Here is a 20,632-nt window from a genome sequence, read left to right on the forward strand (position 1 = left end):
CGGTCGGTCATTTCAGCCGCGTCTTGCGCACCGCCGGCGTGACCACCAGGTGGTCGGCCACGGCATTGAGCTTCACGCGCCTGGGCGTCGCCGACTTCGACAGCGACGCGAGCGCGACGAACCAGGCCTTGGGCATGTCGGTCGGCAAGCCGATCGGGATGCCGGCCAGCTTGGGCGTCTCGTGGAAGGGATGACCCGGCTCCTGGAAGCCCGGCTCGGTGCAGGCGACGCAGGCAAAGCCGCCGCGGGTGCACGAGCCCTCGCCGTTCCACAGCCGCGTATTGCAGTCGGCATGCACCTGCGTGCCCTTGCAGCCCATGTGCTCCATCATGCAACCCAGGTCTGAGGGCTTCTCGGCGCTGGCCTTGAACTCGTAGTACTCGTTTCGGGTGCAGCCGTGATGCACCAGCTGGTCGGCGTAGAAGCGCGGACGGTTGAGAGGATCGAGATCGCTCGCCGTGAAGCTGTCGGCGGCCAGCGCCATCAGCGTGTCGATCACCCAGCTCGGGTGGGTGGGACAGCCGGCGATGTTGATCACCGGCAGACCGCTCTGCGACCGGAATTCTGCGCCGAGCAGGCCCCCGCGGCGGTCGTCCTCGAATTGCAAGCCGCAGGCATCGGTGGGGTTGTCACCTCCGGCCGTCACGCCGCCCCAGGCCGCGCAGCTGCCGATCGCGACCACGTGCCGCGCGCGCGCCGCCAGCCGTGTGACCCAGTGGATCATCGGAATGCCGGTGCCGGCCAGCACGTGGAAGCGGCCGCTGCCGTGCGGGCCACGCAGCAGGGAGCCCTCGATGCACAGCGCGTCGAGCCGCAGGCGGCCATCGACGATGCGGTCGAGCATGGCACTCAACTCATGCCCGCTCTCGATCGACAGCGAGGGGTGCCACAGCAGATCGATGCCGGCATCGCGCAGCTGGCCGTGGAAGTCGGTGGTGTCGGCGCACAGCAGCGACATGCTGCAGCCGCCGCACCCCCCCGACTGGAGCCACAGCACGTTGAAACCCGCCGCAGCGCCCATGCTCATCCTTCCAGCCCGAATCGCAGCATCTTGCCACGCAGACCGACCCGCGACAGGCCCAGTTCCTTGGCGGCGCGGGTCTTGTTCCAGCGGTGGCGCAGCAGCGTCTCGCGCAGGATCATCGCCTCGATGGCGTCGAGCCGCTCGCCCAGGGTGCCGCTGCGCGGCAGCGGCGTGGCCTGCGCCGCGGCCGACAGGCCGGCCTGGCCGTGCAGCACGCGCAGCGAGAACGCCTGGGCCTCGATGCGTTCGGTGGTGCTCAGCGCCACCGCGCGGGCAATCTCATTGCGCAGCTCGCGGATGTTGCCGGGCCAGGGATAGCCCATCAGGCAGGCCATCGCCTCATCGGCGAGTTCGGCACCGGGCCGGCCCAGCTCGGCGCTGACCTCGCGCACCAGGCGGTGTGCGATCGGCTCGATGTCACCGCCACGCTCGCGCAACGGCGGCACCGTCAGCGAGATGCCGGCGATGCGGTAGTAGAGGTCTTCGCGGAACAGGCCCTCGCGAACGCGCTGTTCCAGGTCGCGGTGCGTGGCCGCCACCACCCGCACGTTGACCGGCACGGTGCGCACGCCGCCGACCGGCCGCACCTCGCCCTCCTGCAGCACGCGCAGCAGGCGCACCTGGAAGGCCGGCGAGGTCTCGCCGATCTCGTCGAGGAAGACCGTGCCGCCGTTGGCGCGCTGGAACAAGCCCGGGTGGTCTTCGTGCGCGCCGGTGAAGGAGCCGCGCTTGTGGCCGAACAGCTCCGACTCCAGCAAGGTGTCAGGAATGGCTGCACAGTTCTCGACGACGAAGGCGCCGCTGGCGCGCGGGCTGGCGTAGTGGATGGCACGCGCCAGCAGCTCCTTGCCGGTGCCGGATTCGCCGAGCACCAGCACGCTGAGGTCATAGCGCGCCACGCGCGCGGCCATCTCGCACACACCATCGAGCGGGCTGCCTGCGGCGCGCTCGATGCGGTCGAAGTCGAAGGTGCTGCGCGCCTTCTCCAGCTTGTGCGCCGTACGCTGGCGCAGCACCGGCGTGCTGGTGCGTAGCTCGAGGTCGAGGCGGTGCATCTCGCGCTGCAGCACTCGCGCCTCCGCCGCAGTGCGGACCGTGTCGAGCAGGTGATCCGGCACCCAGGGCTTGAGGATGTACTGGTAGATGCCGGCGTCGTTGATGCCGGCGATGATGTCCTCGGAATCGGTGTAGCCGGAGATCACGATGCGCACCGTGTCTGGCCAGCGCTCGCGCACTTCCTTCAGGAACTCGACACCGGTGAGTCCCGGCATGCGCTGATCGCACAGGATCACGCTGATCTCGTGACGCTCGAGCTGCCGGCGGGCATCGTCGGCATGGCTCGCGGTGAGCACCGTGAAGTCCTCGTCGAGCGTGCGCCGCATCGCGTCCTGGGAACGCACCTCGTCGTCCACCAGCAGGACGGTCGGCAGGCTGGCGACCTCGCTCATGCGCGCTCCGGGCTGCCGACGTCGGCCTCGCGATGCACCGCGAGATGCCGGGGCGTCCAGGCATGGGGCAGCTTGTGCACGAAGTGATAGCGAGCGACGTGGTAGCTCGGGTCGAAGCCGTAGAAATTGCGGTGCATCCGGGACAGCTCTTGCTCTCTGTAGGCGGCCAGGGGCCGTCGGGCCTCGTCCATGTCGCGCACCTGCCGCTTGTGGGCGACGCGCTCAGCCAGATTGTGAGCCGACGCCAACGCCAGTGCATGCGTAGTTGCCTCGATTTCGAAGCCGCGCGCCCCAGTGTCGAAGCATCGATCGATCAGCCCCGAGCGCTGCGCCGCGGCCGCTGAGACCGGCAAGCGCTGCTGCATCAGCGCCGCGGCGCCGGCCGCTCCCAGCCGCCGCGGCAGCAGGTAGGTCCAGTACTCGGACCCATAGAGGTTGCCCATGTTCTTGTAGTGCGGATTCAGGACGACGCCCTGGTGCGTCCACACCTCGTCGGCCGCCAGCGCCAGGAAGGCGCCGCCGGCCCCGGCGTTGCCGCGCAGTGCGGCCACGGTGAGACGCTCGGTGAGCGTGATCAGCTCCAGCGCCACGTCGTCCATCGCCTCGATGTTGCGCCAGGATTCGTCGGCTGCGCTGTCGCCGGGCCGATGGGCGGCCGCCTCGATGCAGTTCAGGTGGATGCCGTTGCTGAAGAAGTCGCGCCCGCCGAGCAGCAGCAGCACCTGCGTGTCGCGCTGCTTCACGTCCTGCAACGCCGCCCGCAACCGGCGACACTGGTCGGTCGACATCGCGCCGTTGTAGAAGTCGAACGACAGGCATCCCAGGCGCGCGCCGCGCGGGCCGAGCTCGCGGTAGCGCAGTTCGCCCCATTCGTCGGCGTCGCGCTCCAGCGGCACGTCGAGCTTCGGCAGGCTGACCGTGCGCGATGCGAACGCAAGGGCCGCCGGCAGCTTGAACGACGGCCCGTCGCCGCAGGCGTGCGCGCTGCGCACCTGACCGATCCACACGCCGCCGTCGACGGTGCGGCGCAGCAAGGCCCCATCTCGGCGCGCCACCACGGTGCCCGGCACGCCCGCTGGCGCACGGGCCAGCGTCGCGGCGCTGGCGGGATGGCCCTCGTAGAGATGGCATTCGACGTCGAACAGGCGGTCGCGCACGCCAGGCTGCCCGTCGGCGCTGTGCAGCCGCGCCAGGATGTCCGCCGTGTCGTCGTGCTCCCAGTCGATGCTGCGTGCCGCCTGCGGCAGCGCCGGGCGCCAACCGGTGGCGGGTTCGGTCTCGATGTCCGCTTCCGCGCCGCCATCGAGGCCGCCGGCCTCGCCCAGTGCGGCGAAGCGCTCGACTGCCTGCAAGGACGCGGCCACCGCGGCGTCCGCCACTTCGCAGCGATAGAGGCTGCCCTTGGCGGCCGCACGCATCGGGAAATCGGCGTGCGCCCACACCGGCCCGGCATCGAACTCGTCGTTGGCCTGCAGCACCGTCACGCCCCAGCGCGGACGAGACTCGAGGATGGCCCAGTCGAGCGCCGACGGCCCGCGGTCGCCCGGCGGGCCCGGGTGCACCACCAGGCAGACCACCCGGCGCCACACCGATGCCGGGATACGCCGCTTCAGGAAGGGTGCGATCACCAGGTCGGGCCGGAACAGTGCGACCGCCTCTTCGGTGACGCTGTCGGCCACGTCGAGTTCCACCGACACGCTGTGCCCGCGCGCGCCGAGTTCGACGAACAGGCGCTGAGTGAGGCTGTTGAAACTGTGGCAGAGCAACAGGATGCGCATGATCGCTCGTCGGTATCGGAATCAGTCGGGCTTCAGTCCCGCCAGCAGCTTGACGGCCTGCTTGCGGCCCATGTAGACCGACACCTTGGTCTCGAGCGCCGCCAGCGCGGCGCAATAGGCTTCGATGTTGGCGGCCTGCAGTAGCGGACCGGCCACGACCGCGGCATCGGGGCCGTAGTGCGGCGCGAGCCGCGCCAGCGCCTGGCGCCGCAGCGGCGCCAGGCGCTCGCGCACCTCGGCGGCCGACGCCTCGAATGCGCTCGGTACGATGGATTCCACCGCGATGTCCACCGGCAGGGGCTGCGCGCCGGGGCCGTCGGCGCCCCTACGCAACGGCGGCGCAACCGGCTCTACATGACCATCGGTCGCGAGCGCTTCGACGAGCGCGTCGGCGTCGGGGCCGATCTTGGCGCGCAGTGCGGCGAGCGAGTCGACCCCATTGACGAGGATCAGCGCCGTGCGCGATCGCGCCGACAGCCCGCCCGACCGCGACTTCACTTCCCCCATGCCCCGATCGGTCTTGCGGTACACGCGGTCCCCGGGATCGTCCATCGCAGCCTCTCTACGCGGAGGTGTCAGCAAATGCGCGGCAACTGTTCTCCGCTCAACCAGTCGACGACGCGGCGCCCGCCGAAGCGGGTGTCCATCTGCACGAAACGGTGGGCGTCTTCGACGACGCTGCCGATGCGCGCGGCCTGCGCGCCCAGCGGATGCGCCCGCATCGCCGCCAGCACCGCCTCGGCCGCCTCGGGCGCGCAGGCGGCCACCAGCTTGCCTTCGTTGGCGATGTACAGCGGATCCAGCCCCAGCAGTTCGCAGGCAGCGTCGACCTGCGGCAGCACCGGAATCGCGTCCTCCTGCAGCAGCATGCCGACACCGGATTGGCGCGCGATCTCGTTGAGCGTCGTGGCCAGTCCGCCGCGCGTGGGGTCGCGCAGCACCCGCACCGCACCCGGCGCGGCCTGCAGCATCGCAGCCACCAGCGTGTGCAGCGCCGCAGTGTCGGAGCGAATCGTGGTCTCGAACTCGAGCGATTCGCGCTGCGACAGCACCGCCACGCCGTGCTCTCCGATCGTGCCCGACAGCAGCAGCAAGTCTCCGGGGCGCGCGTTCCTGCCGGAGATGTCGACACCGACCGGCACGACGCCGACGCCGGTGGTGCTGATGAAGACGCCGTCGCCCTTGCCCTGCTCGACCACCTTGGTGTCGCCGGTGATGATCGGCACGCCGGCCTCGCGCGCCGCCGCGGCCATCGAATCGACGATGCGCTTGAGGTCGACGAGCGGGAAGCCCTCCTCGAGGATGAAGCTGGCCGCTAGGTAGAGCGGACGCGCGCCGGACATCGCCACGTCGTTGATCGTGCCGTGCACGCTGAGGCAGCCGACGTCGCCGCCCGGGAAGAACAGCGGCGACACCACGTGTCCGTCGATCGCCATCACCATGCGCTCGCCCTGAGGGATGGCAAACGCCGCGCCGTCGTCGCCCTGACGCAGGTAGTCGTTGTCGAAGGACGCGAGGAAGAGTTCCTCGATCAGTTGCATCGCCGCGCGCCCACCGGCGCCATGCCCCATGTCGATGCGGCCGTTCTTGATGTCGAGCGGCCGGATGTAGTCCTTCTTGACAATGCTCATGCCGCCGCCACGATCGCAATGTCCTTGAACCGTCCGTACGAGTAGTGCGCCGCGCAGGCTCCCTCGCTGGACACCATGCAAGATCCCACCGGATTCTCCGGCGTGCACACCGTGCCGAAGATCTTGCAGTCGGTGGGCTTCTTGACGCCGCGCAGGATCGCACCGCATTCGCAGGCCTTGTTGTCCGGCACCGGCTGGTAGCGCAGCCGGAAGCGCCGCTCCGCGTCGAAGGCCACCAGACCGGGGCGAATCTTCAGCGCGCTGTACGGCACCTCGCCGAGGCCACGCCATTCGAAGCTCGGGCGCAACTCGAAGATCTCGGACACCAACGCCTGCGCGTTGAGATTGCCATCGCGGTCGACCGCCCGGGTGAACTCGTTCTCGACCTCGGCACGCCCTTCGTTGACCTGGCGCACCAGCATCAGCACCGCCTGCATCACGTCGAGCGGCTCGAAGCCGGCAATCACGACCGGCTTGCGGTACTCATGGGCGAAGTGCTCGTACGGGCCCGATCCGATGACGATGCTGACGTGTGCCGGGCCGACGAAGCCGTCGATCGGAACCGTGCCGAGCTGCCGCACTTCGGGCGATTCGAGGATGTGCGTGATCGCCGACGGCGTGAGCACGTGGCAGCACAGCACGCTGAAGTTGCCGAGGCCCTCGCGCTGGGCGTCGCGGATCGCCAGCGCGGTGGGCGGCGTCGTGGTCTCGAAGCCGATCGCAAAGAACACCACCTCGCGCAACGGGTTCTGCCGCGCGATGTGCAAGGCATCGGCGGCCGAATACACCATGCGGATGTCACCGCCGCGTGCCTTCGCGCGCACCAGCGACAGGCCGTCGGACGCCGGCACACGCATCGTGTCACCGTAGGTGCAGACGATCGCGCCATGTTCGAGCGCGAGCTGGATCGCCAGATCGATGCGCCCGATGGGCAGGACACAGACCGGACAACCCGGCCCATGCACCATGCGTACGTTGGTCGGTAGCAGCTCGCCGACGCCGTAGCGAGAGATGGCATGCGTGTGCCCGCCGCAGAACTCCATGAAGCTGTAGCTGCGGTTCGGACGAACCTCCTGACGCAGCCGCTCGGCGATCTTCTGGGCGATGGCGCCGTCGCGAAACTCGTCGATGTATTTCATGACAGTGCCGCTCCCGAGGATGCCGGCAAGCGCGCGACCTCGCCGAACATGGCGAGCGTGCGCTCGGCTTCGGCCGGATCGATCTGCCCGATGGCATGCCCGACGTGCACGATCACGTAGTCACCGACGGCCACGCCGGGCACCAGGGCCACGGAGATCTCCTTGCGAATGCCGCCGAGGTCGACCACGGCCTGGTCGGCGGGCTTGAGTTCGATCAGCTTGGCGGGGATAGCTAGGCACATGAGAGGCTCTCGTTGACTTCGATGGAAAGGGGCTGGCCGCCGGCATGCAGCTGGTGAGCGGCCACCCAAGCCTGCCCGAGCGCGAGCGCGGCGTCACCGCAGGTGTGGGCCTGCGGCTTCAGCACGCGCAGACCCCGCCGCTGCAGGCCGGCGACCACTTGTTCGGTGAGCACGGCATTGCAGAAGCAGCCGCCACCCAGACACACGGTGTGCGCGCCGCTCTCGCGGGCTGCCGCGCCGGCCCATGCGGCCAGAGCCTCGGCCAGTGCCCCATGGAACCACGCGGCCTCGTCCGCGACATCGGCGCCCGGCGCAGCGCCGTGGTCGAGCAGCCGCAGGAGCAAGGGACGCAGGTCGAGACAGTCGAGGCGAGTGGTGTCGACCACGTCGGTCCGCGACGGCCAGCCATGGACGGCGATCCACGACCGCGCCTGCTGCTCCAGCGCGACCGCTGCCTCGGCCTCGTGCGTCTGGCGCACGCTCAGGCCCAGCGCCGCCGCGGCAGCGTCGAACCAGCGCCCGGTGCTGCTGGTCGGCGGGCAGTTGAAGCCCGTGGCGAGCAGGCGCTGCACGAGGCGCGCCGCGTTCGCGCCGACCGCACCGCCGAAGCGCTCTCCGATCTCGTGTCCACGCCCCAGCGACTGGAGCGCTGCAGCGGCCATGCGCCAGGGTTCGCGGGCCGCGATGTCGCCGCCGGGCAGGGCGAGCGGCCAGAGGCTGCCGAGGCGACGCCACGCGCCAGGATCGACCCACAACAGTTCTCCGCCCCAGGCGGCACCGTCGGTGCCCAGGCCGACGCCGTCCAGCGCCAGGCCGACGACCGCCTCATGAACACCATGCTCAGCCATCACCGCCGCGATGTGGGCGTGATGGTGTTGCACACCGATCGCGGGAACGCCGAGTTCCGCCGCCAGCGACACCGCCAGACGGGTGCTGTAGAAGTCGGGGTGCAGGTCGTGCGCCACCGCCGCCACCGGTCGCCCGGATCGGTGCAGCAGCGCCTGCACCGAAGCATCGAGAGCGCGGCAGGCGCCGGGCTCGCCGAGATCGCCATGCAGCGCCGACCACGCCGGCACGCCAGCCTCGAGCAGGCACGCGGCATTCTTCAGCCACGCGCCGGCGGCCAGTACGGTGGGCAGGTCAGTGCGCACGATGGCACCAATCAGTCTGCCGTAGCCGCCCGCGCGGCAGCAGCCAGCGCAGCTTCGAGTTCAGCCACGCGTCGGCGCAACGCGGCCTCGGTATCCGGACCTGCGGAGCGCACCTGCGGCACCGGCTCGTGGTGATGATGATCGTGCGCGTCGCCTGGCGACATCGCATGCTCCAGCCAGTGCAGCCAGTCGTCCATGCCGGCTCCGGTGGTGGCCGACAGCTGAATCACCTCGATGGCCGGGTTGACGCGCCGGGCCGCCTGGATGCAGCGCTCGACGTCGAAGTGCAAGTGCGGCAGCAGGTCGATCTTGTTCAACACCATCAGCGAGGCGGCCGCGAACATGTCCGGGTACTTGAGCGGCTTGTCCTCGCCTTCGGTCACCGAGAGGATGGCCACCTTGGCGGCCTCGCCCAGGTCCCACACCGCGGGACAGACGAGGTTGCCGACGTTCTCGATGAACAGCAGGCTGTGCACCTCATGATGATGATGCGGGTGGTGGTGGTCTGCGTGATGATCGTGCGTATGCAGCCGGGAGAAGGCATCCGCCACCATCGGCGCATCGAGGTGGCAGCCCTTGCCGGTGTTGACCTGGATGGCCGGCGCGCCGGTCGCGCGGATGCGCTCGGCGTCGAAGCTGGTCTGCTGGTCGCCTTCGATGACAGAGACAGACAGCCCGGGATGTCGCTGGCGCAGCGCCCGGATGGTGGCGCACAGCAGAGTCGTCTTGCCGGAGCCCGGGCTGGACACCAGATTCAGCGCCGTCACGCCATGCGCTTCGAAGTGCTGGCGATTGCGCCGCGCGATGCGATTGTTCTCGCCGAGGATGTCGGTCTCCAGCTTGATCGCGCGCGCCTGGCTCATGCCCGGCACCGAAACACGTGCCGCGCCGGCACCGTAATGCAGGTTGCCATGGCGGGGATCGACGTGGACATGCGAGCCAGAGCGACTCGGCACGGCATCATGATGCTGCAACGCGACGGCCTCGTCAGCAGACTTCGCCGCTTTCGGATCCTCGGACCCGGTACAACCACAAACGACACACATCTTCGTTCCTTCCGTCTAATCGTCGACCAGCATGTCGAGCACCCGCAGTTCGGTGCCCCCGGTGGGCTGCACCTGGTAGCTGCCGCACCCCGGGCAGGCATCGCCGCGCTGGGCGATCTCGACCGTCTGGCTGCAGTGAAGGCACCAGGCCTGGCCGACCGGCTCCTCGATCTCGAACTGCGCGTCCTGCAAGCAGGTTCCCGGCGCGAGCGACTCCAGCGCGAACTGCAGCGCACGCACCTCGATGCCGGCCAGTCGCCCGGCTTCCATGCGCAGCACCGTCACGCGCCGAAAACCTTCGCGCTGCGCGGCGTCTTCGACGAGCTTCAGGATGCCGCCGGCCAGACTGGCTTCATGCATGAGCGACCTCCTCCAGCCAGGCCGGTTCTATCTCATAGGGCACACACGGATCGTAGGCCGCCATGAGGAGCGCGACGTCACGCTGGAGTTTCGGTGTGACCTCGGAGGACAGACACTCCAGCGCTGCAGCCAGCGCACCGGCGGGATGGAAGTTCCATTCCGTGGGCGCGAGCACACGGCAGCTCTCGACGCGGGCCGCATCGTCCTGGTTGTCGAGGCGCACATGATGGACCAGCAGGCCGCGCGCCATTTCTGCCCAGGCCAGGCCCTCCCCCGGGCCGACCGCCAAGCTGCCGCTCGCGAGCCATTGCGCGCCGCTGCGCCGCGCTTCATCGGGCAGCGCAAGGCGAGCGACTTCGGCCAGCCGTGCGCCGAGGCGCAGCCTGGGGTTGTCGAGGCGACGGCCGGCCGGCTGGTTCAGCCGGTTCCACGGCCCGGTGTCCGCACAGGCACCGTTCCAGAACGGCTGACGAACGAAGGTGGCGCTCTCGCGCAAGGTGTCGGCGAGTTCTCGGAGCGAACCCGCGCACGCATGGGGCTGCAGATCGACCGCAGGCAGCACGTGGTCTGCGACCGCGGGTGCGCCCCTGAACAGTTCGGCCACCCACCCCTCGCTGCGGCCTGCCCACTCGAGCAACCACGCCTGCGGATCGTGTTCCCACGCCAGCAGCCACTCCGATGCCGGCATCTGCAGCACGGTGCGCTGCAACCACTCGAGCAGGCCGGGCAGCGCCTCACCCGCCGACATGCCCGATTGCGGCGAGAGGACGGCGAAGGCCGGGCATTGACGGAGCTGGCTCATCGCCTGGGCAGCGAGCGCGTCACGACGGGACGCGGCCGCCAGTTGCCCGGGCCAGTCCATGCACAGACGGCGCAGATGCTCCCGCAGACTGCCGAGTTGCAGCGCGCCCACGGCATCGTGCTCGTCTGCGTCGGCCCTGCCGCGTGCCGCAGCGACGGCACGGCGTGCGCACAGCCTGTGCGCATGACCGCACAGGCTGTACAGGCTGCCCAGGATGTCGGCCAGACCGGCGGCGGGCTTGCCGCGGGTCAGCAGATCGGTCAGGTCCGGCCGGGTGCTGACCAGGTTGTGCGGCCGCGGCCGGCCGGGTCGCACCAACAGGGCGCCCCCCAGGTCGGCAAGCCGGGTGGCGCTCATCGAACCGCCCCGGCGGCCGACGAACGACCGAGCAGGAAGGAGCGGCGGGCCGGCGACGGCGCCGGCTCGGCCGCGGTCACGGGCGTCCGCAAGGTGGTGAGCACGGCGCGCGCGGTCGCCACGGCCGCCGCCTGGTCGACGAACTCGAACATCGGAGAAAACAGCGAGCAGGCGGCGTAGGCGCCGAAGGCCGGCTCGTGGCCACCGATGAAGTCGAAATTCTCGCTGCCGACGGACCGCGTCCGCGAGACACCGACGCCGGCGACGCCGTCGCGACGCTCCAGCGGCATCACGACGAGGTTCATGAACCAGGGAGTGACAAGGATGCCGATCGCCTCCACGTCGATGCGGGATGCCGGGTCGGCGACCTTCGGATCGAACGCCGGTTCGAAGCCCACCGCTTCCACCTGCAGCGCCGGATTCAGGACCGGCACGCCGGCCATGCGATCGCGCTCGATGCTGCGAAACAGCGCCACCAGATCGTGGACGCGTCGCGACAGCGCAGCAGCAGGCAGGGACGGGGCATTCATGATCACGCCGTGCCGTCGAGCACCATGAACTGTTCGGCATCCCCATCGCACTGCGGGCAACGCCAGTGCGACGGCAGATCCGAGAAGGGCGTGCCGGGGTCGATCTGCCACACCGGATCGCCGAGCGCAGGGTCGTAGACCCACCAGCAGATCTTGCATTCGAGGCGCGCACCAGCGGGCAAACGAGCACTGTTGCCCAGGTAGCTGCCCTCGAAGCGCGGTGGGCTGCTGGAGTTCACGATCGCGCTCCTCGCGCGAACGAGGCGCCATCGGCAGCCCGGCGAACCGTGGGAGCAGGTCGCGCCGACCTGTTCATGCCTGCTCCACCCACTCCAGCACCTCTCTCAAACGCTCGTGCGAATCGTCGAGGTCTTCCTTTGCGGCCTGGGCGACTTCGGGCAGTTCGACCACCTCGACGGTGTTGAGGATGACCACGTCCTGCGAGTTGTAATACACGACGCGCCAGCAATTGGGCATGCGGGTGTTGGTGATGCGGCAGTTGCCATAGCCGCGCGACAGGATCAGCACCCGGCCCGTGCCGAGATGGTGGTCCAGGAAGCCGATGTCCTCGGTCGACATCGGCAGCAGCGTGAGGTTGACGACATGCGCCGGCTGGCCCGGACGCCAGATGCGCCATTGGTCCTCGATCTCGGCCAGCAGCGACGGCGCATTCTGCACATTGGGAGGCAGATCGCCGGTCCAGCGCGGCACCTGGGTCCAAACGTCGTCACGCGCAGCGGCCTTCAGTGCCTGCGGCACCGGACCGAGTTCGATGACGTCCGACATGACCTGCCCATCCATCGAACGGACCACGCGCCACACGCCGGCAAAGACCGATTCCTGCACACGCAACTCATGGCTCGCATCGCCATCGCTCTTGACCAGCGCACTCACCTCGCCTTCGCCGAGCACCTGGTTGATGAGTTGCAGGTCCTCGGCGGGCAAGCCCAGCAGGTCGACGCTGCGGTTGCCGCCATTGCGGCGCGCGTCGTCGAGTGCGGTCAACGCATCGCGCAGCGCACGGTGTGCCTGCGCCCGAGCGGCGATCTCCTCGGGCTCGGGAAGGATCGGCGGGCGGAAGGTCTCCATGCCTTGCGGCATCGACATGTACTGGAGGCTATCGTCCTCCTCGGGCTGGCTGCCCGGGCCGACGCCTATGCCCACGACCGGGATCGGAAAGTCTTTCATGAGGTGCTTCCGTGCAAGATTTGATTCAATGACAAGATGAGCCGGCGGATCCGGCACTGACCACCGGGATGCCGATAGTCGGCGCGCGCGAGGTCGGCATGGCCAGCGCCTGCTTGACGCGTTCGACATACTCGTCCCAATCGAGCATGCCGGAGATCGTGGTCACGTACTGGCCATCCCGCAGGAACAGCAGCGTCGGCCAGCGCTGTGAGCCGTAGCGGCGAGCCACGGCTTCCTCACTTCGTCGCGGCACGACGCCAACGACGAAACGCCCCGGGAAGCTGCGTTGCAGTTCCGGCAGCACGACCGCCACGTCCAGCCCTTCGGGAAAGCGGACCGGATCACCTGCAAAGAGCACGACCCGATCGCCCCCCTGCGCGGCCCAGTCCCCGATGCTGGACTCGTCCACCCACGACGCGCCGTGGACGCTGACGAGCCGCTCGATCAGCGGCGAAGTTTCGGGGGCCGCCATCGTGGTGGTGGGGGGCTGCACGGGCAGCTTCACCAGGGTTTCGTGGCTCGACGTGTCGGTACTCATGGTGATTTCTCCAAAGTGGGGCTGGATGCCGCCCCCGCCATAGCAAGGACTTCGTCCTGGTTCATGCGCGACGGCAGGGCGAAAGAGGCGTCGCCGTTGGCGGCATCGCCGTGCATCACCGCTTCGAGCAGATCGAGCGTGGCATCGATCTCTCCCGCGCGCTCGGCTGTCAGACGCTCCTGCGCGCTGTCGATGAACACCAGCAGCCAGTCACCGGGTGCGATGTCCCCGACCAGCGCCGTCCGGACACGGCGAGCCTCACCCCGGCCGCGACACTGCGCGTGCCCGGGCTCGACGCTCAGTACCTGCATGGGAAGACCGATGCACATGGCGCGCTTTCAGTTCGGGGCGACCGGCGGAAAGAAGCGTTCGTCGCCGACACGGCACGCAAGCTCTTCCGGGGGCCGCTGCTCCTCGTAGCGACCGATATCGAGTTCGGAGAAGGTCACCGACTCGTGCTCGCTCAGCGGCGCGGTGCGCGGCACGGGCTTCGCGCCCCATTGGCGCAGCATGTCGACCCCATGCGCCAGCGCATCTTCCAGCGCCTGCTTGACGCTCGGCCGCAGACTGCCGCCGTAATCCTCGAGCTCTTGGGGCTGGCAGCCGATCAGCAGCACCTGCTTCGGGTACTGCTCCGTCAGCAGCGCCAGCATCAGCACCTCCTGAAAGCCGGTCTGGTGCAGACTCATCTTCTTCGCCCCCATGAAGCGCGGCACATCGTCGTTCTCGATCAGCTTCAACGTACCCGGAGTCAATCCGTAATCGATGGCATCGAAGATCAGCAGGTACGTAGCGGCCTGCACGTACTGGATCAGGTAGAGCCCTTGGGTGCCGCCATCGATCAATTGCACGTGCGGCGCGAACTCGTAGCGGCGCTGCAGGGCCTCGATGCAGCGGACGCCGAAGCCTTCGTCGGCCCACAGTACGTTGCCGATGCCGAGTACGCAGATCGTCTCTGTCTCAGGGTTGCCACCCAGATCGTGACAACCTCCGGCGGACGGAATGGCGCTCATTCGGGTTGACTCCAACAAGAAGATCAGTGGGTGCCGCGGGCGCGGCGGGTCTGGACGCGGAGCAGCTTCCAGGTGTGGAAGCTGTCCCACGCAGACTGCAACGCGAGCCAGAACGCCGCATCGGTTCCGAACACCAGCGCACAACGGATGGCGGTATCGGCCGTGATGCCACGCTGGCCATGCACGATCTCGTGCAGGCGCCGGCGCGATACGCCGAGCAAGCGTGCCGCCTCGGTCTGCGAGAGACCGAGCGGCGTCAGGTAATTGCGCCGGAGAAAGCGCCCCGGATGCCAGGGAGCACGACCTGGCACGCCAGGTGGCAGCAGCATCGTCGTGGTCGCAAGGGATCGCGACGAACGGTCCGATGCCCCTCGTGAAAAATAGTCGCCCGCCCCGGACGGCCCGCTCGGTGCACGCACGTGTCGCACCGGACCGATCCACGCCAGCCGCTCGCCAGCGGCCGCTCCGGCCGTCCGGGTCGCGCCCCAGCCGTTGCGCTGAACCAGATCTTGCAGGCTCATGGCGGTCAGTCCTTGAAGGTGCGGTGGCCGGAGATCATCGTGCTCACCACGCTCGATCGACCCATGATGTCTTCGCGGATCGCGGCATACACGTGCACGATGACGAACACGATCAGCCACCACATCCCGAGGTGGTGCCAGGTGTGCACGTCCTGGGACTGCCCGAACAGCGGGATCACCCATCCGAACATCACGTCAGCCCAGGAACCGGCCTGCGTTCCTTCGCCGTACAGCGCGAAACCGGTCACGACCATGAACACGGCCGTCAGGAAGAACATGAAAAACATCGCGAAGCGGGCCAGCGGGTTGTGCCCGACGTACTTGCCGGGCCGCGCGCTCACGAAGGCATACCACTTCATCATGCCCCACACCTCGAGCCAGTAGGCTCGCTGGAACACCGGCACCCAGAACAACTCGCGGGCGTGGTGGTTCCCGACCACTGCCCAGTAGAGGCGCCCGAGCAGCCCCACGGCGAGCATGTAGCCGGCAGCGAAATGGGCGAAGCGGATGTAGCCCATCACGTAGTGGTCGCTGGCCTCCCCCGGCATGGTCGGCAAGGGGGAGCCGATGAAATAGCCGGTGACGGCCAGTACCGTGATGGCCAGCGCATTGATCCAGTGCCAGATGCGCACCGGCACTTCGTAGACGTAGACCGACTTGATGGACTGCGCATGAACCAGGTCGTGCGCATCGGTGCCCTCGATCGGGGCGGTCGTGTTCTTCGCGGGTATGGCGGACATGGGTCGTCTCCTCTTCGGGCTGGCGTGATACGGCTCGGTCGGCCGCGGTCACAGACGGGCGGCGAGCATCACCACCCCGGCTCCCGAGACCACGGAGGCCGCAAGTCGGGTGACCCATCCGGGAAGCCGCTGGAGGCCGAAGCCGGCGGCAAGACCCGCGCCATGCAGCAGCATCGTCGCCCCCATGAAGCCGGCGGCATAGGCCACGGCCGAAGCACCGACCGCCAGTTCGCTGCCGTGCGCATAGCCATGGAACAGCGCCGCCGCCCCGGTCAGCGCGAGACCGAGCGAAGCCGGCAAGTGCCGCCCCGCGAACAGCACGACACCCAGCAGCATCACGCTCGCCGCCACACTCGACTCCACCGCTGGCACAGCCACACCGCCCCACGACAGCAGCGCGCCGATCAACAGCGTTGCGAGGAACACCCCTGGCCCGACCAGGCGCCGCCCGACGGGCAGCGCGATCGCCGACCACAGGCCCACGGCGACCATCGCCAGAACATGGTCCAGGCCCAGGAAAGGGTGGGCCAGACCTTCGGCCAGGCCATGCGCACCGTGACCGGTGTGCGCCTGACTGGCCGTCGCCGCTGCCAGCAGCATGCTGGTCAGCGCGAACCGCAGGGAAATGCTCTTCGACATGGGTTTCTCCTCTGGATGCGGGTGTGGTGTGGGGTCGGTGCTGTCAGCGCACCTTGACGCGGGTGAGCTCCTGACCGTCGGGGCTCATCACGTGCGTCGAGCAGGCCAGGCAGGGATCGAAGGAGTGCAGCGTGCGCAGGATTTCCACCGGTTGCTCGGGGTTGGCCATCGGCGTGTTCATCAGGCTGGCCTCGAAGGCCCCGATCTGCCCCTTGTTGTCACGCGGGCTACCGTTCCAGGTGGTCGGCACGACGCACTGATAGTTCTCGATCCGCCCGTCCTTGATGCGAATCCAGTGCCCCAGCGTCCCGCGCGGTGCCGCGACCGTGCCCACGCCCTTGGCTTCCTTGGGCCATGTGGCCGGATCCCACTTCTCTACATTGGCCGTGGTGGTGTCGCCGGCCTTGATGTTGGCGACCAGTTCCTTGAAGTCATCGAGCATCATCTCTGCGCAGTACTGCGCCTCGAGCGCCCGCGCCAGCGTGCGGCCGATCGTGGTGGGCAGCAACTGCTTGGCGCTGTACTGCGTCTCGGGCAGACCCAGCGCCTTGGGATAGACGCTGTTGATGATCATGGCCGAGGTGTCGATCTGCTCCTTCACGCGCTGGCAGTATTTGTGGCCCTGCTTCGCGTGGGCATAGCCCAGGATGTAGCGCGACAGCGGGCCGACTTCCATCGCGTGGCCACGCCAGCGCGGCGACTTGATCCAGGAGTACTTCGCGCTCTCGTCGAGCTCCTGAATATTGGTGCGCGTGCCCTTGGTGTTGGCCCCGAGCACATAGTTCGGCTCGGTGACGCCGTCCCAGGGATGCAGGCCCTTCGATTCGTCGGCGTACTTGTACCAGCTGTGCGGCACGAACTCCTGCACCTGTTCGGGGTCGCGCGGATCGACCGGGTGGATGACGTCCCAGTTGCCGTCGAGGATGGCACCGCCCGGCAGTTGCTGCGTGCTGTGGTCGCCCATCACCTTCTCGTAGGTGCCGTAGTCGAGCACGTTGGTCGCGGACAGGCCACCGCCGTACAGCCAGCCGGCCTGCTTGTAGATGGTGCCGATGGCCAACACGTCGGGGACATAGACGTTGTTGTTGAACTCGATCATCTCCTTGATGCGCGCCTCGACGAAGTTCAGGCGTTCCATGTTCACCGGAGCACCCGCCGCGCCGTCCTTGTCGATGTTGATCGCGCAGGGCACGCCACCGACCAGATAGTTGGGGTGCGGGTTCTTGCCGCCGAAGATCGTGTGGACCTTGACCCACTCCTTCTGCAGGTCCAGCGCCTCGAGGTAGTGCGTGACGGCCATCAGGTTCGCTTCGGGCGGCAGCACATAGGCCTTGTTGCCCCAGTAGCCATTCATGAACGGGCCGAGCTGGCCACTCTCGACGAACTTCTTGAGTCGGTTCTGGATGTCGCGGAAGTAGCCCGGCGACGACATCGGGTGGCTCGGCGAGACCAGGTGCTGAAGATCCGAGGTCTTCTTCGGGTCGGCCTTCAGCGCCGACACGACATCGACCCAGTCGAGTGCATGCAGGTGGTAGAAGTGGACGGCGTGATCGTGCTCCTGCAAGGTCTTCGCCATGATCTCGCGGATCAGGTAGGCGTTCTTGGGGATGACGATGCCGAGCGCATCTTCCACCGCACGCACCGAGGTCAGCGCGTGACAGCCGGTGCAGACGCCGCAGATGCGCTCGACGAAGGCCCACGCGTCGCGCGGATCACGCCCCTTGAGGATGACCTCCAGACCGCGCCACATCGTGCCGGTGGAGACGGCATTGCGGATGACGTTGTTGCTGTCGAGGTTGACCTCGCAGCGCATGTGGCCTTCGATGCGCGTCACCGGGTCCACCACCACGCGGCGGCCCGAGTTGTCCATCTTGAAGCCCTGAGTTTCGTAAGCACCCATGTGTCGTTCCTTTGTTAGTGCTCAGCGCTTCACTGCCCGCTGCGGGAGGTTTCGCTCGTCTTCGAATCGGTCTTCTGCGTCGCGCGCTTGATCGCCGATACGGCAGCATGGGCCGCGGCCGCCGCGCCCACCACACCGGCCGCAGCGCCCCCGACCTGGTCGGCGTTGGCCTCGATGCCGAACTGGTGGATGTTGGTCAGGCGGTCGTAGAACGAACCCTTGTCCCAGAAGCCGTCTTCGGAGCAGCCGATGCAACCGTGCCCGGCCTGGATCGGGAAGCTGGTGCCTTCGTTCCAGCGCGTGGTGGAGCAGGCGTTGTAGGTGGTCGGACCCTTGCAGCCGACCTTGTAGAGGCAGTAGCCGCGGCGCGCGGACTCGTCGTCCCACGCCTCCACGAACTGACCCGCATCGAAGTGCGGCCGGCGGTAGCACTTGTCGTGGATGCGCTGGCTGTAGAACATCTTCGGGCGGCCCTGACGATCGAGCTCGGGCAGCCGGTCGAAGGTCAGCATGTAGGTGATCACGCCCGTCATCACCTCGGCGATCGGCGGACAGCCCGGCACCTTGATGATGGGCTTGTCGAAGATCACCTTGTGCACTGGCGTGGCCTGCGTCGGGTTGGGCTTGGCCGCCTGCACGCAGCCCCACGAGGCGCACGAGCCCCAGGAGATGATGGCCTTGGCGTCCTTGGCCACGTGCTTGAGCTGATCGATGAAGGGCTTGCCGCCGATGATGCAGCTCATGCCATCCTGGTTCAGCGGAGGATTGCCCTCCACGGCCAGGATGTAGTTGCCCTTGTACTTGGCCATGATCTCTTCGAGGATGGCCTCGGCCTGATGGCCTGCGGCGGCCATCAGCGTGTCGTCGTAGTCGAGCGAGATCATCGACAGCACCACATCCTTCGCGAGCGGATGCGCCGAGCGGATGAAGCTCTCCGAGCAGCAGGTGCATTCCAGACCGTGCAGCCACAGCACCGGCGTGCGCGGCTTGTTTTCCATTGCGTGAGCGATCTGCGGTACGAAGGCCGGACCCAGCCCCAACGAGGTGGCAGTGAGCGAGCAGTACTTCAGGAAGCTGCGGCGCGAGATGCCTTGGCGGCGCATCACCTCATAAAAGGTTTCCATCGTGGAAGGTCTCCGGTTGCTACTGGATGTGATCGAACCGTGTGAGCGGCCCGCCGCGACAGCAGCAGACCGGCACACCGGGTGGCCAAGACAACACAAGTCGTGGGCCAACCCGGCGTGGCTCGCGGGAAAACCCCGAAGAGCCTCCGTAAGTCCTTGTCGCAACTGGGACTATTTCCAGGGACGAGGGACGATTGCTCCCAAGGCGCGGCAGCGGTGGAAGCCGCTCTTGCAGTTAAATTCCTTATCTGCAATGACAACATCCGATTCGGCGCGCGGCGACGGGAAACCGGATGCGCGGGTGGCAGAGAATCGCTTCGTCGCTCAACAAAAAGAAGACCTGCCCATGCCCGTGATCACCTGCATCGAAGACCTGAGGGTTCTGGCCCAGCGCCGGGTGCCGAGGATGTTCTACGACTACGCCGACTCGGGCTCGTGGANGCCCATGCCCGTGATCACCTGCATCGAAGACCTGAGGGTTCTGGCCCAGCGCCGGGTGCCGAGGATGTTCTACGACTACGCCGACTCGGGCTCGTGGACCGAGGGCACCTACCGCGCCAACGAGGCCGACTTCGCCCGCATCCTGCTGCGCCAGCGCGTGGCGGTGAACATGGAGGGCCGCTCCCTGCGCACCACCCTGGCCGGCCAGGAGGCCGCCATGCCGGTGGTGATCGCCCCCACCGGCCTGACGGGCATGCAGCACGCCGACGGCGAGATCCTGGGCGCCCGCGCCGCCGAGGCCTTCGGGGTGCCGTTCACGCTCTCGACGATGAGCATCTGCTCGATCGAGGACATCGCCGCGCACACGAAGGCGCCGTTCTGGTTCCAGCTGTACTGGATGCGCGACCGCGATTTCATGGAGCGGCTGATCGAGCGCGCCAAGGCGGCGCGCTGCTCGGCGCTGGTGCTGACGCTGGACCTGCAGGTGCTGGGGCAGCGCCACAAGGACCTGAAGAACGGCATGACGGCACCGCCCAAGCCGACGCTGGCGAACCTGATCAACCTGGCGATGAAGCCGCGCTGGTGCCTGGGGATGGCCGGGACGCGGCGCCACAGCTTCGGCAACCTGGTGGGGCATGCCAAGGGGGTGAGCGACATGTCYTCGCTGGGGACGTGGACGAAGGAGCAGTTCGATCCGCGGCTGAGCTGGGACGACGTGGCGTGGATCAAGCAGCGCTGGGGCGGCAAGCTGATCCTGAAGGGGATCATGGAGGTGGCCGACGCGAAGCTGGCGGCCGACAGCGGGGCCGATGCGCTGGTGGTGTCGAACCACGGCGGGCGGCAGCTGGACGGGGCGCCGTCCTCGATCGCGGCGCTGCCGGCGATCGCCGAGGCGGTGGGCGATCGGATCGAGGTGTGGATGGACGGGGGGATCCGCTCGGGGCAGGACGTGCTGAAGGCGGTCGCCCTGGGGGCGCGCGGCACGATGATCGGGCGGGCCTTCCTGTACGGGCTGGGCGC

23 protein-coding genes are annotated in these 20,632 nt (G+C 68.1%); 1 reads left to right on the forward strand and 22 read right to left on the reverse strand.

All coding sequences use genetic code 11. The annotated features are described in order from the left end of the window. Positions 1-7 precede the first annotated feature (7 nt). From ASC67_RS04715 to ASC67_RS04820, 22 genes are all read right to left on the reverse strand, one after another. Positions 8-1,027: a HupU protein gene (locus tag ASC67_RS04715; RefSeq protein WP_056315696.1), complete on the reverse strand. Its 1,020-nt coding sequence runs from the start codon at positions 1,025-1,027 to the stop codon at positions 8-10. After that, a complete protein-coding gene (locus tag ASC67_RS04720) occupies positions 1,024-2,472 on the reverse strand; it encodes a sigma-54 dependent transcriptional regulator (protein WP_056315699.1) in 1,449 nt (482 codons plus the stop codon). Before ASC67_RS04720 ends, ASC67_RS04715 begins: the two co-directional genes overlap by 4 nt. Then, positions 2,469-4,250 (reverse strand): enoyl-CoA hydratase-related protein, encoded by a 1,782-nt coding sequence (locus ASC67_RS04725; protein WP_056315702.1) that lies wholly within the window; start codon positions 4,248-4,250, stop codon positions 2,469-2,471. The genes ASC67_RS04720 and ASC67_RS04725 overlap by 4 nt, the downstream gene beginning before the upstream one ends. A 21-nt stretch (positions 4,251-4,271) precedes the next feature. Further along, positions 4,272-4,802 (reverse strand): hypothetical protein, encoded by a 531-nt coding sequence (locus ASC67_RS04730; RefSeq protein ID WP_056315706.1) that lies wholly within the window; start codon positions 4,800-4,802, stop codon positions 4,272-4,274. Between the two features lie 23 nt (positions 4,803-4,825). Beyond that, complete coding sequence (hypE, locus tag ASC67_RS04735; RefSeq protein ID WP_056315709.1) at positions 4,826-5,881, reverse strand: hydrogenase expression/formation protein HypE; 1,056 nt, start codon at positions 5,879-5,881, stop codon at positions 4,826-4,828. Further along, entirely contained in the window at positions 5,878-7,020 is a 1,143-nt protein-coding gene (hypD, locus tag ASC67_RS04740; protein ID WP_056315712.1) for a hydrogenase formation protein HypD, read from the reverse strand. The genes hypE and hypD overlap by 4 nt, the downstream gene beginning before the upstream one ends. Beyond that, on the reverse strand, positions 7,017-7,262 hold the full coding sequence (locus ASC67_RS04745) for a HypC/HybG/HupF family hydrogenase formation chaperone (protein WP_056315715.1): 246 nt from the start codon (positions 7,260-7,262) through the stop codon (positions 7,017-7,019). Before ASC67_RS04745 ends, hypD begins: the two co-directional genes overlap by 4 nt. After that, a complete protein-coding gene (locus tag ASC67_RS04750; RefSeq protein ID WP_056315718.1) occupies positions 7,253-8,413 on the reverse strand; it encodes a hypothetical protein in 1,161 nt (386 codons plus the stop codon). Before ASC67_RS04750 ends, ASC67_RS04745 begins: the two co-directional genes overlap by 10 nt. An 11-nt stretch (positions 8,414-8,424) precedes the next feature. After that, on the reverse strand, positions 8,425-9,459 hold the full coding sequence (hypB, locus tag ASC67_RS04755; RefSeq protein WP_082535831.1) for a hydrogenase nickel incorporation protein HypB: 1,035 nt from the start codon (positions 9,457-9,459) through the stop codon (positions 8,425-8,427). Between the two features lie 15 nt (positions 9,460-9,474). Beyond that, the gene (locus ASC67_RS04760) at positions 9,475-9,819 is read right to left on the reverse strand and encodes a hydrogenase maturation nickel metallochaperone HypA (RefSeq protein WP_056315725.1); all 345 of its coding nucleotides are present in this window, start codon (positions 9,817-9,819) and stop codon (positions 9,475-9,477) included. Further along, positions 9,812-10,978 (reverse strand): hypothetical protein, encoded by a 1,167-nt coding sequence (locus tag ASC67_RS04765; RefSeq protein WP_056315729.1) that lies wholly within the window; start codon positions 10,976-10,978, stop codon positions 9,812-9,814. The genes ASC67_RS04760 and ASC67_RS04765 overlap by 8 nt, the downstream gene beginning before the upstream one ends. Further along, the gene (gene hybE, locus ASC67_RS04770) at positions 10,975-11,508 is read right to left on the reverse strand and encodes a [NiFe]-hydrogenase assembly chaperone HybE (RefSeq protein WP_056315732.1); all 534 of its coding nucleotides are present in this window, start codon (positions 11,506-11,508) and stop codon (positions 10,975-10,977) included. The genes ASC67_RS04765 and hybE overlap by 4 nt, the downstream gene beginning before the upstream one ends. A 2-nt stretch (positions 11,509-11,510) precedes the next feature. Continuing rightward, positions 11,511-11,747, reverse strand: coding sequence for a rubredoxin (locus tag ASC67_RS04775; RefSeq protein ID WP_056315736.1), 237 nt, complete (start codon positions 11,745-11,747; stop codon positions 11,511-11,513). Between the two features lie 73 nt (positions 11,748-11,820). Beyond that, a complete protein-coding gene (locus ASC67_RS04780; protein WP_056315740.1) occupies positions 11,821-12,696 on the reverse strand; it encodes a hydrogenase expression/formation protein in 876 nt (291 codons plus the stop codon). 25 nt (positions 12,697-12,721) lie between these two features. Continuing rightward, positions 12,722-13,234 (reverse strand): hydrogenase, encoded by a 513-nt coding sequence (locus tag ASC67_RS04785; RefSeq protein WP_056315742.1) that lies wholly within the window; start codon positions 13,232-13,234, stop codon positions 12,722-12,724. After that, positions 13,231-13,563, reverse strand: a complete 333-nt coding sequence (locus ASC67_RS04790) for a HypC/HybG/HupF family hydrogenase formation chaperone (protein ID WP_056315745.1) — start codon at positions 13,561-13,563, stop codon at positions 13,231-13,233. The genes ASC67_RS04785 and ASC67_RS04790 overlap by 4 nt, the downstream gene beginning before the upstream one ends. 9 nt (positions 13,564-13,572) lie before the next feature. Beyond that, positions 13,573-14,247: a HyaD/HybD family hydrogenase maturation endopeptidase gene (locus tag ASC67_RS04795; protein ID WP_056315748.1), complete on the reverse strand. Its 675-nt coding sequence runs from the start codon at positions 14,245-14,247 to the stop codon at positions 13,573-13,575. Between the two features lie 23 nt (positions 14,248-14,270). Next, entirely contained in the window at positions 14,271-14,768 is a 498-nt protein-coding gene (locus ASC67_RS20950; RefSeq protein WP_235566223.1) for a HigA family addiction module antitoxin, read from the reverse strand. A 5-nt stretch (positions 14,769-14,773) separates the two neighbouring features. Beyond that, positions 14,774-15,508: a Ni/Fe-hydrogenase, b-type cytochrome subunit gene (cybH, locus tag ASC67_RS04805; protein ID WP_056315751.1), complete on the reverse strand. Its 735-nt coding sequence runs from the start codon at positions 15,506-15,508 to the stop codon at positions 14,774-14,776. 48 nt (positions 15,509-15,556) lie between these two features. Further along, the gene (locus ASC67_RS04810) at positions 15,557-16,147 is read right to left on the reverse strand and encodes a HupE/UreJ family protein (RefSeq protein WP_056315754.1); all 591 of its coding nucleotides are present in this window, start codon (positions 16,145-16,147) and stop codon (positions 15,557-15,559) included. 43 nt (positions 16,148-16,190) lie between these two features. Further along, positions 16,191-18,047: a nickel-dependent hydrogenase large subunit gene (locus ASC67_RS04815; protein ID WP_056315759.1), complete on the reverse strand. Its 1,857-nt coding sequence runs from the start codon at positions 18,045-18,047 to the stop codon at positions 16,191-16,193. 29 nt (positions 18,048-18,076) lie between these two features. Next, positions 18,077-19,171: a hydrogenase small subunit gene (locus ASC67_RS04820; protein WP_056315763.1), complete on the reverse strand. Its 1,095-nt coding sequence runs from the start codon at positions 19,169-19,171 to the stop codon at positions 18,077-18,079. 445 nt (positions 19,172-19,616) lie between these two features. On the opposite strand from ASC67_RS04820, the gene ASC67_RS04825 reads away from it, so the two are divergent. Then, positions 19,617-20,632 (forward strand): alpha-hydroxy acid oxidase (locus ASC67_RS04825; RefSeq protein WP_056315804.1); only part of this gene is annotated, 1,016 nt, incomplete at its 3' end.

The sequence above is a fragment of the Methylibium sp. Root1272 genome (assembly GCF_001425905.1).
In the GTDB taxonomy this organism is placed as follows: domain Bacteria; phylum Pseudomonadota; class Gammaproteobacteria; order Burkholderiales; family Burkholderiaceae_C; genus Methylibium.

Bases quoted from the DNA above. Each gene is read 5' to 3' on its own strand.
- ASC67_RS04795 (WP_056315748.1), bottom strand. From the start codon at position 14,247: ATGAGCGCCATTCCGTCCGCCGGAGGTTGTCACGATCTGGGTGGCAAC.
- ASC67_RS04815 (WP_056315759.1), bottom strand. From the start codon at position 18,047: ATGGGTGCTTACGAAACTCAGGGCTTCAAGATGGACAACTCGGGCCGC.
- cybH (WP_056315751.1), bottom strand. From the start codon at position 15,508: ATGTCCGCCATACCCGCGAAGAACACGACCGCCCCGATCGAGGGCACC.
- ASC67_RS04760 (WP_056315725.1), bottom strand. From the start codon at position 9,819: ATGCATGAAGCCAGTCTGGCCGGCGGCATCCTGAAGCTCGTCGAAGAC.
- ASC67_RS04715 (WP_056315696.1), bottom strand. From the start codon at position 1,027: ATGAGCATGGGCGCTGCGGCGGGTTTCAACGTGCTGTGGCTCCAGTCG.
- ASC67_RS04790 (WP_056315745.1), bottom strand. From the start codon at position 13,563: ATGTGCATCGGTCTTCCCATGCAGGTACTGAGCGTCGAGCCCGGGCAC.
- hypE (WP_056315709.1), bottom strand. From the start codon at position 5,881: ATGAGCATTGTCAAGAAGGACTACATCCGGCCGCTCGACATCAAGAAC.
- ASC67_RS04780 (WP_056315740.1), bottom strand. From the start codon at position 12,696: ATGAAAGACTTTCCGATCCCGGTCGTGGGCATAGGCGTCGGCCCGGGC.
- ASC67_RS04820 (WP_056315763.1), bottom strand. From the start codon at position 19,171: ATGGAAACCTTTTATGAGGTGATGCGCCGCCAAGGCATCTCGCGCCGC.
- hybE (WP_056315732.1), bottom strand. From the start codon at position 11,508: ATGAATGCCCCGTCCCTGCCTGCTGCTGCGCTGTCGCGACGCGTCCAC.
- ASC67_RS04730 (WP_056315706.1), bottom strand. From the start codon at position 4,802: ATGGACGATCCCGGGGACCGCGTGTACCGCAAGACCGATCGGGGCATG.
- ASC67_RS20950 (WP_235566223.1), bottom strand. From the start codon at position 14,768: ATGAGCCTGCAAGATCTGGTTCAGCGCAACGGCTGGGGCGCGACCCGG.
- ASC67_RS04785 (WP_056315742.1), bottom strand. From the start codon at position 13,234: ATGAGTACCGACACGTCGAGCCACGAAACCCTGGTGAAGCTGCCCGTG.
- ASC67_RS04720 (WP_056315699.1), bottom strand. From the start codon at position 2,472: ATGAGCGAGGTCGCCAGCCTGCCGACCGTCCTGCTGGTGGACGACGAG.
- ASC67_RS04810 (WP_056315754.1), bottom strand. From the start codon at position 16,147: ATGTCGAAGAGCATTTCCCTGCGGTTCGCGCTGACCAGCATGCTGCTG.
- hypD (WP_056315712.1), bottom strand. From the start codon at position 7,020: ATGAAATACATCGACGAGTTTCGCGACGGCGCCATCGCCCAGAAGATC.
- ASC67_RS04745 (WP_056315715.1), bottom strand. From the start codon at position 7,262: ATGTGCCTAGCTATCCCCGCCAAGCTGATCGAACTCAAGCCCGCCGAC.
- hypB (WP_082535831.1), bottom strand. From the start codon at position 9,459: ATGTGTGTCGTTTGTGGTTGTACCGGGTCCGAGGATCCGAAAGCGGCG.
- ASC67_RS04765 (WP_056315729.1), bottom strand. From the start codon at position 10,978: ATGAGCGCCACCCGGCTTGCCGACCTGGGGGGCGCCCTGTTGGTGCGA.
- ASC67_RS04725 (WP_056315702.1), bottom strand. From the start codon at position 4,250: ATGCGCATCCTGTTGCTCTGCCACAGTTTCAACAGCCTCACTCAGCGC.